The following is a 15,863-nucleotide window of genomic DNA, read 5'->3' as shown; positions in this document are numbered from 1 at the left end:
GTGCAACGCCCCGTTATTCCTGCTCAGAGCAAAAAGCGTTCCATTCAGCCTCATCCATGGTCTGGAGGCCAAGTTCCGCAGCCTTTTTAGCTTTCGAGCCAGCTTTTTCCCCCAGAACAACCAGATCTGTCTTTTTGGATACAGAATCCGAAACCTTGGCACCCATCCGTTCTGCCGTTGCTTTGGCTTCTGGTCGTGTCATGGTGTGCAGGGTGCCGGTAAACACAATGGTTTTGCCAGCCAATGCGCCTTCGGATGCCGCAGTTTCTTCCGTTATGGTTAAGTTTGCGCGTAAATCTGCCAATGTTTGCAGGTTATGTTCTTCTGCCACAAAGGCCACCAGATCTTCCGCTGTGGCTGTGCCTATGCCGGTAATGGAGCCCAGTTCCAGCCGGGCATCAGATCCGATAATGGCGGCAGCCTGCATCTGGCTGAACCAGTTTTCATACGTGCCGTAATGGCGTGCCAGCAGGCGGGCATTGCTGGCGCCAATGCGGCGGATACCTAGCGCATAAATAAAGCGAGAAAGGGAAATGGTGCGCCGGCTTTCTATAGCTTGCAGCAGCTTTTGAACTGATTGTTCGCCCCATCCATCGCGTTTTTCTATGTCTGCCGCGTGTTCATGCAGACGGAAAATATCGCCCGGGGTTAAAATCAGGCCGATATCATGAAATTCACGAATGCTGCGGTCTCCCAGACCTTCAATGTCAAACGCTTGGCGGGAAACAAAGTGGATAAGCCGTTCTACAACCTGCGCAGGGCAGGTGAGCCCCCCCGTGCAACGGCGCACAGCTTCTCCTTCTGGCCGAACAGCCGCCGCCCCACAAACAGGGCAATGATCGGGGAAGTGATACGGTGCCTGCCGAGGCGTGGCATCTGAAGAAGGTGCAACACCCAACACTTGCGGGATAACATCCCCCGCACGCTGGATGAAAACCATATCACCGGGGCGGACATCCTTGCGCGCAATTTCATCTTCGTTATGCAAGGTGGCGCGCATAACCAGCACGCCGCCAACATTTACGGGTTCTAAATGCGCAACGGGGGTGAGGGCACCTGTGCGGCCAACCTGAATTTCTATCTCTTTCAGGCGTGTGATGGCTTGTTCTGCCGGAAACTTCCACGCAATGGCCCAGCGTGGGGCACGGCCTGCAAAACCCAAGCGTTCCTGCAGGGCCAGATCATCAATTTTGTAAACAACGCCATCAATATCGTAGGCAAGTTCAGCCCGGCTCTGGCTGACTTCCGCAAAAAAGGCCTCGGCATCTTCCACGCCTTTAATCTGGCGGGAAAGCGGATTAACCGGAAAACCCCATGCTTTGAGTTGTTCCAGATATGCCCAATGGCTGCGGCTGATTTTTTCTGAGCAAAAGCCAAGCGCATAGGCAAACAAGGATAGCGGGCGTTGCGCCGTAATTTTGGGGTCTAGCTGCCGCAGGGAGCCTGCAGCTGCGTTGCGCGGGTTGGCAAACAACCGCTTGTTTGCTGCTTCCTGCGCGGCGTTGAGTTCCAGAAAGTGTTTTTTGGAAAGGAAAACCTCACCACGAATTTCGATCAGATCGGGATAGGAGCCGGAAAGACGTAACGGCAAATCCTTAAGCGTACGCAAATTGGCGGTAACGTCTTCCCCCTCAGTGCCATCGCCACGGGTGGTGCCACGCACAAAACGGCCTTTTTCGTAGGTCAGGCTGATGGAAAGACCATCAATTTTGGGTTCACCTACAAAGATCAGTTGTTCTGTTGCTTTTTGATCCAGCCCCAAAAAGCGGGTGGCGCGGCTGATAAAGCCTTCAAAATCTTCCCGGTCAAACACGTTATCTAGTGAGAGCATGGGCACAAGGTGGATGTGCTTGCCAAAAGCTGTATCCGGTGCGGCGCCTACGGCTTGGGCTGCGCTGTTTTCTGGTTCGGCCTCTGGGTACTGGGCTACAATGGCATCATACCGCCGGCGCAGGGCATCATATTCTGCATCACTGATTTCTGGAGCATCGTGCCGATAATAGGCCGCATTGTGGTGGGCAATTTCGGCAGCAAGGCGTTCCAGTTCTTCCCGTGCTTGTTGGGGTGTCATGTCGGCGGGAAGAAGGGCAGTTTCAGGCATTATTCTCATGTCCAAGCAGGCTGGCGGCGGCGGCGCGGGCGGCATCGGTTACTGTATCACCTGCCAGCATACGCGCAATTTCCTCATTACGCTCTGTGTCTGTAAGCGGGGTGGCGTGTGTTACGGTCTGGCCGTTGCGGGTAAGTTTGCCAATACGCAGGTGCGCATCTGCGCTGGCGGCCACTTGAGGGCTATGGGTAACAGCTAGAACCTGCACATTTTGTGCAAGCCGATGCAAACGTTCACCAATGGCGGCGGCTGTTGCGCCACCAACGCCTGCGTCAATTTCATCAAAAATCAGCGTGCCAATACCAGACTGACCTGCCAGCACCAGTTTAAGTGCCAGCATAAGGCGGGAGAGTTCACCACCAGAAGCAACCTTCGCCAAAGGTCCTGCGGGTTGGCCGGGGTTGGCTGCGATCAGAAAGATCACCTGCTCCATACCCTGTCGGCTCCACTGTTCAGCAGGAAGCACTTTGATATCCACCAGAAAGCGTGCTTTTTCCAGTTTGATAGGCTTTAATTCCGCTGTAACAGCCTGCTCCATTTTGCGGGCAGCCTTGGTGCGGGCTTCGTGCAGGGCTTCGGCTTTTTGAATATATGTTACGCGCGCTTCTTCAGTGGCCACTTTAAGAGATTCCAGCGCTGCGGTGCCGTTTTCCAGCGCCGTCAGGCGGCCAGAAAGGCGAGTCAGCAGATCTGCCAGATCATCTACGGCAATGGAATGTTTGCGTGCCACGGTGCGCAGGGCAAACAGGCGCTCTTCTGTATCTTCCAGCAGCCGAGGGTTGGCTTCTGTATCTGCTGCCAGGCGGGAGAGCAGGTTTTCGGCTTCTGCCAAGGCATTTTCGGCATTTTCCAAAGCCGTGAGGGCCTCTGTCGTGCGGACTTCCAGAGGTTCGGCTTCTGCCGATGATGGGGGAGCAGCAGAAGCATTTGTTGGCACAAGGCGCAGCAGGGCGCGGGTTGCCCCGCGTAAAGCGGCGGCAGGGCCGGGGGATCGTCTATCTCTGGGGGTGAGTTCAGAAAGGGCTGCGGCTACAGCCTCTCCGCGCCGTTCAGCTTGCTGTAAAGCGTGACGTTGCTGGGCCAGTTCTTCTTCCTCACCCGGTTGTGGGGCAAGGGCAGTGAGTTCATCAACTGTGTGGCGCAGCCATTCTTCTTCTCGTGCGGCTTCCTCTAATGCGCGATGCGCATTGGCAAGCTCTGAACGCAGGGTTTGCCAGCGGTCAAATGCACCGGCAACACTATTTAAAAGGGAAGGTTTAACGCCGTATGCATCAAGCAGCCCGCGATGCGTGCTGGAATCGGCCAGCCCCATTTGCTCGTGCTGGCCTTGAATTTCAATAAGGGTGGCCGCCACGCGCCGCAAAAGTGTGATGCCAACAGGCTGATCATTGATCCATGCACGGGAGCGGCCTTCCTTGGAGATGACGCGGCGGAGGACCAAAGGCTCTTGCACTTCTGCGGGAATGTCCTGCTCTTGCAGGATTCCGAATGCCTCGTGTGAAGCAGAAACATCAAAACTGGCGGTTACGCGCGCTTCTGGCGCACCAGTACGCACTAGGCCGGCACTGGCGCGATCACCCATAGCAAGGCCCAAACTGTCTAGCAGAATGGATTTGCCCGCCCCGGTTTCCCCCGTAAGTGCAGTAAACCCTGCATGGAGTGAGAGATCGAGCGTTTCAATCAGCACAACGTCCCTGATGGAAAGGCTTGTTAGCATAATGGCATCCGGTTTTCCGGGCTTGCGCCCAAATGACAGGAAAGACGGCAAAACACAAAAGCCAATAGCTTCCTGCTTGCCCCGCCCGCATGGGGCGGCAAACGCACAATACTCATTTCAGGCACAAGCCGCCAGAAAAATGTTCTCTATATGTTCTTTATTTTGGAGGTGAGCCTGCAGAATCCGCCGGCGCTGTAGGTTCGGCTTTTACAGGCGTAACAGGTGCTGCCTTGATAGGCATGGCCTGCGGCTGCGTGTTTTCATTCCGCGTATCTGTTGCCAGAGCATCTGGTTCCATGGCCGTACCTTTTTTGGCGCCAGCCGTTCCGGGTTCTGCATCTTTTGGCATGTCGGATGCGGAAACAACTTTACCGGGAATAGGGAACTTATCTGTCAGCAAATGATAACGGTGCAGGTTATCGTAGGCATACCGATACCATTTGCTACCGGGATAGTTGTACCCCAGCACAATGGCAGATTTACGCGCCTGATCTGTTAGGCCCAGATCCAGATACACTTCCACCATACGTTCCAAAGCTTCGGGCACATGGTTGGTGGTCTGGAAATCCTGCACCACACGTTGGTAGCGGTTGATGGCGCCTTCGTAGTTTTTCTCGCGCTGATAATAGCGGCCAACTAGCATTTCCTTACCGGCCAGATGGTCTCGGCAAAGATCAATTTTTAGCTGCGCATCACGTGCGTATTTGGATTGTGGAAAGCGTGTAACCACTTCTTCCAGCGCATCCATGGATTCAGCGGTGCCCTGCTGATCGCGCTGGACGTCTGCAATCTGCTCATAAAAGCACAATGCGCGCAGGTAATAAGCGTAAGCTGAATCTGAGCTGGTGGGGTGTAGGCTAATAAAGCGGTTAAGCTGCTGCACGGCTTCAGGGTATTTCCCTTTCAGGTAATACGCATAGCCTTCCATAAGCTGGGCATTCGCAATGTAACCAGAGTATGGGTAATTCTGCTGCAGCGTTTCAAACTCTGAAGCCGCAAGGGCATAGCGCCTGGTACGCAGGGCATCAATGCCGTTATTGTAAAGCGTTTCAGGCGCAGCAATTTTGGGAGCCGGCGGAAGCTTCTTGTTTTCATTAAACAAGCCACAGCCTGCCAAGCTTGTCAGCAGGGCAACTGAAAGCACGCGGGGCAGAACGTGGCGAAGCAACTGTGGTTTAATGCAAATATCAGACATACCGGCTCTTCATTTAGAGACGGCATCTTATAGCATGCCCACTGCGCAAGAAAAGCAATGAAACAGCTATTGATTCGTTATTGCGCCAAAAAGGCATCAGGCGGCAGACGCTGCGGGGAGGGATGTGGTGATATCACGCCACGCATTCTGGTCTGCAAAAAGAGCGCGCAGCACCTGATTGTTCAAGGCATGGCCAGATCTGTGGCCGCGGAACTCTCCCAGTAATACACCGCCTGCAAGATAAAGATCTCCCACTGCATCCATAACCTTATGACGGATAAACTCGTCCGGTTTGCGAAGGCCTGAGGGATTTAGAATATGGTCATCATCCACCACAATGGCATTGTTGAGTGAGCCACCGCGTGCCAGTCCGGCACGGTGAAGGGCTTCAATTTCTGCTTTAAGGGTAAAGGTGCGGCTGTTTGCCAGCTCATGCCGGAAAGACCACGGTGTAAGCTCTGCACTATAGCTTTGCTGGCCAATGGCTTTTGCCGGAAAATCAATGCTCAGAGAAAGATGGAGATGGTGGCCTGCGGTAGGGTGCAGTTCGGCCCATGAATCATTGTGGCAAATGCGAATGGGTTTGCAGACTTCAATAAAACGACGTGGGGCATCCTGTGCTTTCCGCCCGGCACAATCCAGCAGAAATACAAAATCGGCGGCAGACCCATCAAAAACTGGAGTTTCTGGGCCGTCAATCAGAATGAGTGCATTATCTACGCCGCAGCCGTTCAGGGCTGCCATAAGATGTTCAACCGTAGCCACCCGGTTTTCTGGGTGCTGCGCTTCACCCAAAACGGTGCTCAGGCGTGTTTCCAAAACATTGTCATATCGTGCTGCAATAGGGGCCGCATTGGGGAGATCTGTGCGCTGGAATACAATTCCATGTCCGGCAGGCGCAGGATGTAAGCTCATGCGGATGGATTGCCCTGTATGCAACCCAGTGCCAGTGCACGAAATGGCATGACGCAGCGTATGCTGCAAAGCAGACGGGGCTTTCCTAACAGAACGCATAAAAGATGCTGGGCTTTCTACAATATCGGAATACAGGAGTGGCTCCCTTAGCAGACCGTCCATTATCTGGGCATCCTATGCTTGCGTAGATAGAAAGTTAAAACAACGCTAAAGCTTGTTTCTGGTTGAAGCCAGTCAACGATTATTGCCATCTATTACATAAAAAATGCGCCGCCTCGTGAAAGGCGACGCATTTATAGAGTAAAGTGTAAAAAATTAACGGCGCAGGAAGGTCGGAATTTCCAGGCCGGAATCTCCTTCACCAGAACGCAGGCCAGAACCCTGATCAGCTTGGCTGATGGTCGGGCGAGGCTGAGCGTTTGGTTCCTGCCGTGCTGCATCAGCAGCATTGCGACGGAACGCGCCGGTTACGCGGCCAAACAGGCTACGATGAGCGGGTGCTTCCTGCTGCTGAGGTGCTGCGGAAGGCTGGCGTGGTGTTTCTGTAAACAAGCCGGCGCGGGGGGATACAGCCGGGCGCAGTTGCTGGGGTTGGCTAGGTGCGGCAGCTGGAGCAGCCTGCACCGGCACCGTATGTGCAGGTGGTGCAGAAACATTATTGGCACCAGCAGGCTGAAAGAGCTGAGCATGTTGCGGTGCGGCAGTAGCCTGCGCGGTAGGGGCAGCCTGCGTGGTTGTGGGCGGAACAGGAGAAGCTGCCGGCGCGGGTGCAGCGGCACCACCAACAGCAGCCTGCGGCTGTTCTGCCTGAGCTTCACCTTCAACAGCAACCAGATGCGGGCGATCTGCCGAATCGGAAGGCATATCAATGCCCGTGGCAACCACGGATACCCGGATACGGCCGCTCATCTTTTCATCAATAACAGTACCGAAGATCATGTTCGCATCTTCAGGCACTTCGCGGCAAACACGGTTAAACGCTTCTTCGGCTTCAAAGAAGGTCATGTCTTCGCCACCGGTTACGTTCACCAGCAGGCCCTTTGCGGTAGACATGCAGGTGTCTTCCAGCAGCGGGTTGGAAATGGCAGCTTCGGCAGCTTCTACGGCGCGGTTCTCACCTTCGCCTTCACCCGTGCCCATCATGGCTTTGCCCATTTCAGCCATAACGCTGCGAATATCGGCAAAATCCAAGTTAACGTAACCGCGGTCCATCATCAGATCGGTTACGCCGCGCACGCCCATGTTGAGCACCTGGTCAGCCAGTTGATAGGCTTCGCGCAGGGTGGTGCGTTCGTTAGCAATACGGAAAAGGTTCTGGTTGGGAATAACAATCAGCGTATCAACATACTGCTGAAGTTCCTTGATACCTTCATCAGCAACGCGCCCGCGGCGTTTGCCTTCGTAAGCGAAAGGCTTACTGACAACGCCAATGGTCAGAATATTCCGCTCACGCGCCATGCGGGCAATAACAGGGGCTGCCCCTGTGCCCGTGCCACCACCCATGCCGGTGGTGATAAAAACCATGTGAGCGCCATCCAGATACCGGGCAATTTCATCTGCAGCTTCTTCTGCCGCCGCGCGGCCTACTTCTGGCTTTGCACCGGCACCCAAACCGTGGGTGAGATGTGGGCCAAGCTGGATTCGGCTATCTGCCAGACTTTTTTCAAGGCTCTGGGCATCTGTGTTGGCAACAACAAAATCAACACCCTGCAGGTTGGACGCAATCATGTTGTCAACTGCGTTCGTTCCCCCACCGCCAACACCAATGACTGTGATTTTTGGGGAAAAATCAGCATGTGTTTGGGGTGGAACGGTCAGGTTGAGTGTCATGTGTGTCTCCCGAACGGCTGCAGCTTACCGGTATATGCTTAGAGAAATAAGATTACGTTCAGATTACCAAGAATTTGTTAGCTAAATCAAACCCTCTCTCGAATAAAAGCGACGAGTTTTTGTAAAAAACCGGTAGGAGCTGCTTCCCGAAACTCTACGTCTCCAAAAGGACGTTCTGCGCTGGCTGCCCAACACAGCAACCCGGCAGCAGTTGCAAAGCCCGCAGCAGCGGCAGTATTTTCAGGCAAACCAACAATGTGCTTGGGCCTGCCGAGGCGCACAGAGCGCGTAAAACCAGCCCCAGAAGGGCGTCCAGAACTTACCGGCATGCCAAGTATGCGCTCTGCCATAGGGCGAATGCCATCTAGCAGGGATGCACCACCCGTTAAAACAATGCGCCCACTGGCCGCAGTGCCAAGGCCGGCGCCATCCAGTTTTTCGCGCACCAGTTCCAGCGTTTCTTCCACACGTGGGCGGATGATATGGCCAAGCTGTGCGCGAGAAACCTGCTCAAAGTGCGGCACATCGTTGCCCAGAAGTTCAACGGTGAGAACTTCGTCTTCTACATCGGATGCCAGATCGGCACTGCCGTAAAAGGTTTTTAAGCGTTCGGCATTTTCCAAAGAGGTGCTGAGCCCACGTGCAATATCACGCGTAACATGCAGCCCGCCCACACCAATTTGCGCGGTATGCAGGATTTGCCCTTCACCAAACACAGCCAGAGATGTCGTGCCACCACCCATATCCACTACTGTGGTGCCGAGGTCCCGCTCATCCGCATCCAGCACGGAAAGGCCAGATGCAAGAGGGGAGGAAACCAAGGCTTCCATTTTCAGTTCCGCACGGCTGAGTACGGTTTCCAGATTCATCAGGGCTGTTGTGGCCGCATCTATAATATGTAGGCGTGCCTTTAGTGTTTCGCACAGATGCCCCCGCGGGTCTGAAACACCTTCTGTGTCATCCACGGTAAAATCTATGGGCAGGGTATGAATCACTTCACGCCCCTGAACGGTGGCCTGGATACGACCTTCCGTGACTACGCGCCGGATATCAGCTTCCGTAACCACGCGGCCACCAATCGGCCAGCGCACGTTAAACAGACGGCTGGCCGGATGCCCGCATGAAAGGTTTACCACCACCTTGTCAATGGAGCGTTCAGCCATGGTTTCGGCTTGCGCAACGGTGGTCCGAATAGCTGCTTCTGCTTCCTGTAGTTCCGTAATGGCGCCATTGCGCACACCGGCAGAACGCCGCCATCCGTAACCCACCACACGCAAATTGCCGTTAGGCTCACCTTTGCCAATCAGGCAGGTAATTTTGGTAGAACCAATATCCAGAACAGCCGTGTAGCCATTGCGCCATGTATGTGGCCGCTTATTTTTCTCACTAGGTGGCAAGGGGAGGGAACTTTCCCCGCCACTCATCAGCAAGGAAGAGCCGCTTGCTGCTGTTGTGCGCTTTTTATGCAGCCGATCAGAAAGACTGAAGCCAGAGGAAGCGGGTGAACGCGTGGGGTCACTCATCTGGGTTTTCCTCCGGGTTATCTTTTTTTGCTTCTTTAGACGCAGGATGCACAGGATGCGAGGCCGGTTTGGGCGTGTCAGCCTTGTGCGGAGCAGGGGCTGAAGCATCTTGTGTGGTATTTCCTGCATCCGATGGAGGTGGAACTGCAGGCGGTTTTTCCTTGATGGTCAATCGGTCTGGCAGACGCATATCTATCAGCAGCACAGGCCGATCCAGCAGCCGTGTTGTGGCGTTGATTTTTGCCAGCCTGTGAATGGCCGGTGCTTCCTCGCCTTCAGGCAGAAGTACGGTCGCGCCATCGCGTAATGTCAGATTCCAGCGTCTGTCGCTTACACGCACAGCAGCCGTAACATGGGCTTTAACGTCTGGCTCTTGGGCTAGAATATCAATCAGGCTGGCTGCCGATGTGTTTGCGCCATCACCTACAACCAATGGCAGTTTGGTAAAGGCTTCAGCATCCTTACCCGTCATGCCTTGGTCTGGCACGCGGTTGCCTTGCTTGTCTATCAGTTCAAAATGCCCTTGATGCTGCCACACTGCATAAGGCAGACGTTCTGTAATATGCACGTCAATTTCGCCAGAGAGATGGCGTTCTATGGTGACGTGGTCAACAAACGGCAGGGTATCCAGCTTTTGCCGTGCATCGGAAACACTAAAGTCCAGCACGGGGTCTCCAACTTCCACACCCAACGCATCACGAACGCTTTGCTCACTTGTGAGCTGTGCGCCATCAATATGAATACTGGTGACGCGCAGGGTAGAGGTGCCCAGCAACTTATCCCGCAAAGGAGCCAACTGCTCCTGCACGGCAGGGATTTTCAGGCTGACATATCCGGCCCCACCTAGTGCTGCAAGAAACAGCAGCCCGGCTATGGGGCGCAGCAGGCGTTTTTGCCGCCTGAGAAAAAGCCCGATGCGGGAGGGCCTGTTAGCAGGAGATGGAGGTGCTCTCATTGTCGGCAGGTAGCCTGCTCAACCAGCCACGCGCAAAGTTCTGGATAGCTGATACCACAATAGGCGGCCTGTTCGGGCAACAGGGATGTGGCTGTCATACCCGGCTGCGTGTTGACCTCTAGCAGAACAAGATGCGGCTGGTCCGGGTTGGTGTCATCCAACCGGAAATCAGAGCGTGATGCGCCAGAACAACCCAAAGCCTGATGCGCTTTTACGGCAACTTCCAATGCCAGCTTAGCACTGGCGGCATCAATTTGTGCAGGCAGAACATGGGCGGAACCGCCGACCTGATATTTGGAATCATAGTCGTAAAAATCATGCCCAGTGCCGGTAGGGGTGATATCCGTAATGGTCAGGGCACGATCGCCCATTACTCCTACGGTAATTTCCCGGCCGGGAATAAAGGCTTCTACAAGAGCCTGGGGGCCGTAAGTCCAGTTTTTAACAATATCAGCCCGCGTGTTGGAGCCAGCACGTACAATGGAAACCCCAACGGATGAACCTTCATTAAGCGGCTTCACCACATAAGGTGTGGGCAGGGGGTCTGCATTGGCAAGGGTGGCAATATCCACCACCATGCCTTCTGCCACGGGCAGCCCGGCTGTTTGGAAAATGGTACGGGCAGCGGCTTTATCCATAGCCGTAGCAGAGGCCCGAATGCCCGAATGGGTGTAGGGAATACCCATCCAGTCCAGAATGCCTTGAATACAGCCATCCTCACCAAAACGACCATGCAGGGCGTTAAACACCACATCCGGTTTTTGGGTGTTCAGTGTTTCAACCAATGCGGCCAAATCTGCTTGGGCATCCAGCGTGCAAACATCATACCCTTTGCTGCGCAGAGCTTCTGCTACACCTTGGCCGGATGAAAGGCTGACCACCCGTTCGGAAGACATGCCACCCATCAGCACGGTTACGCGTTTTGGTGCATTCATTGCGAAGATGCCTCCGTTTTACCTAATCGCTTGATTTCCCAATGCAGGGAAACGCCGGAGTTCTGGGCAACACGTGTGCGCACGTCTTCCCCCAAACCTTCCAGATCAGTCGCAGTGGCATTGCCCAGATTGATAAGGAAATTGCAGTGTTTTTCGCTTACCTGTGCATCTCCGTGGCGCAGCCCGCGGCACCCTGCGGCGTCAATCAGTTCCCACGCTTTGCGCGAAGATGTTTCTGCATCCGGGTTGCGGAAAGTGGAGCCACCCGTGCGTGCGCGTACGGGTTGAGAAAGCTCACGCGCAGCGCGTACTTCTGCAATACGGTTGGCAACATCCTGTGGGTTTGCAGGTGTGCCACGTAAACGCGCACGAATAACAAATGCACCTTCCGGCAGGCCGGAACGACGATATCCAAACCGCAGGGCAGCATTATCCAGCCGGATTAGGCTGCCATCACGGGTAATAATTTCAGCCCAGTCCAGAACATTGGCAATGTCTGATCCATAAGCACCTGCGTTCATGCGCACGGCACCGCCGATAGAGCCGGGAATGCCGGCCAGAAATTCCAGCCCGGAAAGCCCGGCCTGTGCAGCATGCTCGGCCACTGTGGCATCCAGGCACGCACTGCCCGCTATAATGCCATCAGCTTCTACCGTAATGTCTGCAAAGCCACGGGCCATACGGACAACAACGCCTTCCAATCCACCATCACGGATGATGACGTTAGAGCAAGCCCCCAAAGCCGTTATGGGCAATTCGGGGGAGAGGCGTTGCAGAACACCAGCCAGATCTTCGGCATCAGCAGGTTGAAACAGCCATTCCGCTGCCCCACCAACCCGAAACCATGTGCGCGGGCCAAGAGGTGCCTGTGGTGTCAGCCTTCCGCGCATATTGGCAAAGGCGTGCTTGACCATATCCTGCATGGAGGCCGGATTGTTCATGCCGCGTTGCCACCCTTATCTTCAGCCTGCAGGACAGCAAGCTGTGCAGGCAGAGCCTGTGCCCAGTTGGTAATGGTGCCTGCACCAAGGCACACAACGTAATCACCCGGCTTGGCAATGGCGTTGATCATTTCTGCCAGATGGTCCGGGCTGGAAAGTGGCACAACAGAGCGGTGGCCACGTTCGCGCAGGCCTTCAATCAGTTTGTCACGGCTGGCATCGGGCAATGGGTCTTCACCCGCAGCGTAAACATCAGACACAATCACGGTATCTGCATCATTCATGCAGGCGCAGAAATCTGAGAACAGGATTTTCAGGCGCGAATAACGGTGCGGCTGCATAACGGCAATAACGTGGTTAGCCCCGGCTTGCCGGGCTGCTTTGAGCACAGCTGCAATTTCAACGGGATGGTGGCCGTAATCATCAATCACCGTAATGCCACCGGCTTCCCCCGTGCGGGTAAAGCGGCGTTTGACACCACGGAAGCTGGCCAGACCGGAACGGATAACATCATCGCTGATGTCCATTTCCGTTGCTACGGCAATGGCAGCCAGAGCGTTCTGCACGTTGTGAGAACCCAGCATGGGCAGGCGGAAAGGCCCGGCCTTGCGGGTGCGGCGGCTCACACGGTCTGTCAGCGTGACTTCAAACGTGGCGCCCAGCTTGTCGGTAATCAGTTTTTCTGCGCGCACATCAGCCTGTGGGGAGAACCCATAGGTGACAATCCGGTGGTCAGACAGGCGAGGGATCATCTGCTGCACGGCTGGGTGATCAATACATAGCACGGCAAATCCGTAAAATGGCACGTTGGAAACAAACTGGTCGTAAGCAGCTTCCATGGCTTCGGGGGAGCCCCAGTGGTCCAGATGTTCCGGGTCCATGTTGGTGACAACGGAAATCACGGAAGGCAGGCGCAGGAAGGAGCCATCGCTCTCATCAGCTTCAACCACCATCCAATCCCCTTTACCCATGCGGGTATTGGTGCCGTAGGCTTCAATAATACCGCCGTTAATCACGGTTGGGTCCAGCTTGGCGGCTTCCAGCACCGCAGCCACAAGGCTGGTGGTGGTGGTTTTGCCATGCGTGCCGCCCACAGCAACAGACCAACGCAGGCGCATGAGTTCGGCCAGCATTTCTGCACGGCGCACAACCGGAATCAGTTTGGCGCGTGCGGCTACAACTTCCGGGTTGTCGCGCTTCACGGCGGTGGAAATGACCACTACCTGTGCATTACCCAGATTTTCTGCCTTATGGCCAATGGTTACGGGAATACCCGCAGCCCGCAGGCGTTTTACATTGGCATTTTCTGCAATATCCGACCCTTGAACAGAATAGCCCAACAGGCACAGCACCTCCGCAATGCCGGACATGCCAATGCCGCCAATGCCGACAAAATGGATGGTTCCGATGGAAAGGGGGAGGGCTCTCATGCGCGTGTCTCCGTCTCGCTGGAGGTCGTCGGATGGGCGGGTGCAGGGGAAGGAGTGAAGCATTCTTCTACTATATCGGCCAGGCGGAGGGCTGCATCCGGGCGGGCAAGCGTGGCAGCGGCTTGGGCTGCCTGTGCCAGTTCATCCGGCGCGGTGAAAAGATCATTCAGGCGGCTGGCAAGAGCCGCAGAGGTGAAGTCTGGCTGGCGGATCATCCAGCCTGCTCCAGCATTTGTAATGGCGCGGGCGTTTTCTGTCTGCTCATCGCTGGCGGCAATGGGCAAAGGCACCAGAATGGACGGACGGCCCGCCGTTGTAATTTCTGCCACGGAAGATCCGCCAGCACGGCCAATAACCAGATGGGCGGAGGCCAGAAGTTCGGGCACATCCTGCAGGAAGGATTCAACGCGTGCCTGCACACCCATTTCGGCATAGGCAGTACGCACGGCATCCAGATCATCCTGCCGTGCCTGTTGCGTAATACGGATACGTTGGCGCAAGCCCTCTGGCAGTTTGGCTATAGCCGCAGGCACAACCTGAGAGAAAATGCGCGCACCTAGAGATCCACCCCATACCAGCAGATTGATATGATCAGCTGGTGGTACCCATCCTTCACCCGCAAGGGCGGCAATAGCGGGGCGCACGGGCATACCCGTAAACACGGTACGCGCACCAATGGGCAGTTTGGCAACAGAGGGGAAAGACGTGGCAATAACATCCGCAAAGCGGGAAAGCACCGCGTTCGCTTTGCCCAATACGGCATTGCCTTCATGAATAATCAGAGCAGGATGCTTACGGCCGATCAGCCGCGCACCTAGCAAAGGCGGTACGGAAGGATAACCCCCAAACCCTACAACAACATCAGGTTTGATCTGCTGGAGAATGGAGCGTGCTTTCCATGCGCTCGCCAACAGGGTGAGGCCTGCACGAATGGCACGTATTGGCCCACGCCCGGCTACACCAGCCCCGCTGAGAACATATTGCGGGCCACGGGCAAATACGCCACTTTCACGCTTGCCAGCGCGCCCATCTGTCATGAGCACAAGGTGATGGCCACGTTCTGCCAATGTGTCTGCCAGAGCTTCGGCCGGGAAGAAGTGTCCGCCAGTGCCGCCTGCGGCAATGACGATAGTACGTGAACTCATGCTGACCGCCATTGTCTGAGTGTGGTTACAAAACCATTGCCAGCAAGGGGGCGCCCCTGCTGTTGCCGTGTAAGAGCAAGCACCATGCCAATAGCCAATGCGACTGACATGGCAGAAGACCCACCATAGGAAATGAATGGCAGTGTCATGCCCTTGGTGGGGATAAGATGCAAGGAAGAAGCCATGTTCACAAATGCTTGCAGACCAAAGCCTGTAACCAAGCCAGATGTGGCAATAACAACAAACGGATCATCCTCACGGATCAGGCGGAGCAGGGTGCGCACTACAATGACGCCAAATACGCAGATGATGAGCATGCACACCACCATCCCATATTCTTCTCCCGCCACGGCAAATACAAAGTCTGCATGTGCGTCTGGCAGCAGATCTTTCACACGGCCTTCACCGGGGCCGCGCCCCAGTAAGCCGCCATTACCAAAAGCACGCAGGGCGGTATCAATCTGGTAATGATCCCCCACGCCGGGGTGCATAAAGCGCTCAACGCGGGAACGTACATGCGGGAAGATAAAGAATGCTGCAATACCCGCGGCAATCATGCCGCCAAAGCCCAATGCAACCAGTATAAGATTGAGGCCATCTACAAAGAGCTGCACCAGAAACACGGCGGTAATAACCGTAAGCATGCCAATGTCTGGCTGAGATTTCAGCAAAAGCACAATCAGCCCATACAGGGCAAAGGCAATCAGCATACCGGGGAAGTAGCGTGAAACGCGGCGCTGTGTCAGCAACCACCCCGTAACAACTGCAAAGCAGGGCTTCAAAAACTCAGATGGCTGGAGAGACATCATGGGCAGGGCAATCCAGCGCCGTGCCCCTTTGATTTCTATGCCATGCACAAGGGTGAGCGCTGTAGCCCCCAGCATCAGCACCCCGCCTATCATGGAAAGGCGTAGAACAGCCTTGCGGGAAAGCATGGAAATGCCCACCACAATAACACCCGCAATGCCCAGAAACAGCACCTGTTTGAAAATGAACATATTGCGCGATGCGCCAATACGCACAGCCACAGCAGGGCTGGCGGCCAGCATAAGGATGTAGCCAAAACCTATAAGGATAAAGGTGCAGATCAGAGTTGTCCGGTCTACATTCCGCCACCAGCGGCCAAACGGGGAATCATCGGTGCGGGAAGAACCGGCCATCAGTCTC

General features: G+C 55.2%; 12 protein-coding genes. All 12 read right to left on the bottom strand.

Annotated features, from left to right (window positions below):
- Nucleotides 1-13: 13 nt before the first annotated feature.
- Entirely contained in the window at nucleotides 14-2,101 is a 2,088-nt protein-coding gene (gene ligA, locus EOV40_RS08885; RefSeq protein ID WP_128105699.1) for an NAD-dependent DNA ligase LigA, read from the bottom strand.
- Nucleotides 2,094-3,827, bottom strand: coding sequence for a DNA repair protein RecN (recN, locus tag EOV40_RS08880; protein ID WP_167506865.1), 1,734 nt, complete (start codon nucleotides 3,825-3,827; stop codon nucleotides 2,094-2,096). The genes ligA and recN overlap by 8 nt, the downstream gene beginning before the upstream one ends.
- 157 nt (nucleotides 3,828-3,984) lie before the next feature.
- Nucleotides 3,985-5,022 (bottom strand): outer membrane protein assembly factor BamD, encoded by a 1,038-nt coding sequence (locus EOV40_RS08875; RefSeq protein ID WP_128105697.1) that lies wholly within the window; start codon nucleotides 5,020-5,022, stop codon nucleotides 3,985-3,987.
- 96 nt (nucleotides 5,023-5,118) lie between these two features.
- Nucleotides 5,119-6,099, bottom strand: coding sequence for a UDP-3-O-acyl-N-acetylglucosamine deacetylase (gene lpxC / locus EOV40_RS08870; RefSeq protein WP_128105696.1), 981 nt, complete (start codon nucleotides 6,097-6,099; stop codon nucleotides 5,119-5,121).
- A 153-nt stretch (nucleotides 6,100-6,252) separates the two neighbouring features.
- Complete coding sequence (ftsZ, locus tag EOV40_RS08865; protein ID WP_128105695.1) at nucleotides 6,253-7,767, bottom strand: cell division protein FtsZ; 1,515 nt, start codon at nucleotides 7,765-7,767, stop codon at nucleotides 6,253-6,255.
- An 86-nt stretch (nucleotides 7,768-7,853) separates the two neighbouring features.
- A complete protein-coding gene (gene ftsA / locus EOV40_RS08860; protein WP_050818302.1) occupies nucleotides 7,854-9,290 on the bottom strand; it encodes a cell division protein FtsA in 1,437 nt (478 codons plus the stop codon).
- Nucleotides 9,283-10,245 (bottom strand): cell division protein FtsQ/DivIB, encoded by a 963-nt coding sequence (locus tag EOV40_RS08855; protein WP_050818301.1) that lies wholly within the window; start codon nucleotides 10,243-10,245, stop codon nucleotides 9,283-9,285. Before EOV40_RS08855 ends, ftsA begins: the two co-directional genes overlap by 8 nt.
- On the bottom strand, nucleotides 10,242-11,180 hold the full coding sequence (locus EOV40_RS08850) for a D-alanine--D-alanine ligase (RefSeq protein ID WP_128105694.1): 939 nt from the start codon (nucleotides 11,178-11,180) through the stop codon (nucleotides 10,242-10,244). Before EOV40_RS08850 ends, EOV40_RS08855 begins: the two co-directional genes overlap by 4 nt.
- Nucleotides 11,177-12,121: a UDP-N-acetylmuramate dehydrogenase gene (murB, locus tag EOV40_RS08845; protein ID WP_128105693.1), complete on the bottom strand. Its 945-nt coding sequence runs from the start codon at nucleotides 12,119-12,121 to the stop codon at nucleotides 11,177-11,179. The genes EOV40_RS08850 and murB overlap by 4 nt, the downstream gene beginning before the upstream one ends.
- Nucleotides 12,118-13,551 carry a UDP-N-acetylmuramate--L-alanine ligase gene (murC, locus tag EOV40_RS08840; RefSeq protein WP_128105692.1) on the bottom strand — a complete coding sequence of 478 codons (1,434 nt, stop codon included), beginning with the start codon at nucleotides 13,549-13,551 and terminating at the stop codon, nucleotides 12,118-12,120. The genes murB and murC overlap by 4 nt, the downstream gene beginning before the upstream one ends.
- Nucleotides 13,548-14,696, bottom strand: coding sequence for an undecaprenyldiphospho-muramoylpentapeptide beta-N-acetylglucosaminyltransferase (gene murG, locus EOV40_RS08835; RefSeq protein ID WP_128105691.1), 1,149 nt, complete (start codon nucleotides 14,694-14,696; stop codon nucleotides 13,548-13,550). The genes murC and murG overlap by 4 nt, the downstream gene beginning before the upstream one ends.
- A complete protein-coding gene (locus EOV40_RS08830; protein ID WP_050818296.1) occupies nucleotides 14,693-15,856 on the bottom strand; it encodes an FtsW/RodA/SpoVE family cell cycle protein in 1,164 nt (387 codons plus the stop codon). The genes murG and EOV40_RS08830 overlap by 4 nt, the downstream gene beginning before the upstream one ends.
- Nucleotides 15,857-15,863: the final 7 nt, after the last annotated feature.

The sequence above is a fragment of the Acetobacter oryzoeni genome (assembly GCF_004014775.2).
GTDB lineage: Bacteria > Pseudomonadota > Alphaproteobacteria > Acetobacterales > Acetobacteraceae > Acetobacter > Acetobacter oryzoeni.
This window is presented reverse-complemented; position numbering and strand designations above follow the sequence as displayed.

Coding starts and splice junctions, on each gene's coding strand:
- EOV40_RS08855 (WP_050818301.1), bottom strand. CDS start 10,245: ATGAGAGCACCTCCATCTCCTGCTAACAGGCCCTCCCGCATCGGGCTT.
- lpxC (WP_128105696.1), bottom strand. CDS start 6,099: ATGGACGGTCTGCTAAGGGAGCCACTCCTGTATTCCGATATTGTAGAA.
- ftsZ (WP_128105695.1), bottom strand. CDS start 7,767: ATGACACTCAACCTGACCGTTCCACCCCAAACACATGCTGATTTTTCC.
- murG (WP_128105691.1), bottom strand. CDS start 14,696: ATGAGTTCACGTACTATCGTCATTGCCGCAGGCGGCACTGGCGGACAC.
- EOV40_RS08850 (WP_128105694.1), bottom strand. CDS start 11,180: ATGAATGCACCAAAACGCGTAACCGTGCTGATGGGTGGCATGTCTTCC.
- ligA (WP_128105699.1), bottom strand. CDS start 2,101: ATGCCTGAAACTGCCCTTCTTCCCGCCGACATGACACCCCAACAAGCA.
- murB (WP_128105693.1), bottom strand. CDS start 12,121: ATGAACAATCCGGCCTCCATGCAGGATATGGTCAAGCACGCCTTTGCC.
- EOV40_RS08875 (WP_128105697.1), bottom strand. CDS start 5,022: ATGTCTGATATTTGCATTAAACCACAGTTGCTTCGCCACGTTCTGCCC.
- EOV40_RS08830 (WP_050818296.1), bottom strand. CDS start 15,856: ATGGCCGGTTCTTCCCGCACCGATGATTCCCCGTTTGGCCGCTGGTGG.
- recN (WP_167506865.1), bottom strand. CDS start 3,827: ATGCTAACAAGCCTTTCCATCAGGGACGTTGTGCTGATTGAAACGCTC.
- ftsA (WP_050818302.1), bottom strand. CDS start 9,290: ATGAGTGACCCCACGCGTTCACCCGCTTCCTCTGGCTTCAGTCTTTCT.
- murC (WP_128105692.1), bottom strand. CDS start 13,551: ATGAGAGCCCTCCCCCTTTCCATCGGAACCATCCATTTTGTCGGCATT.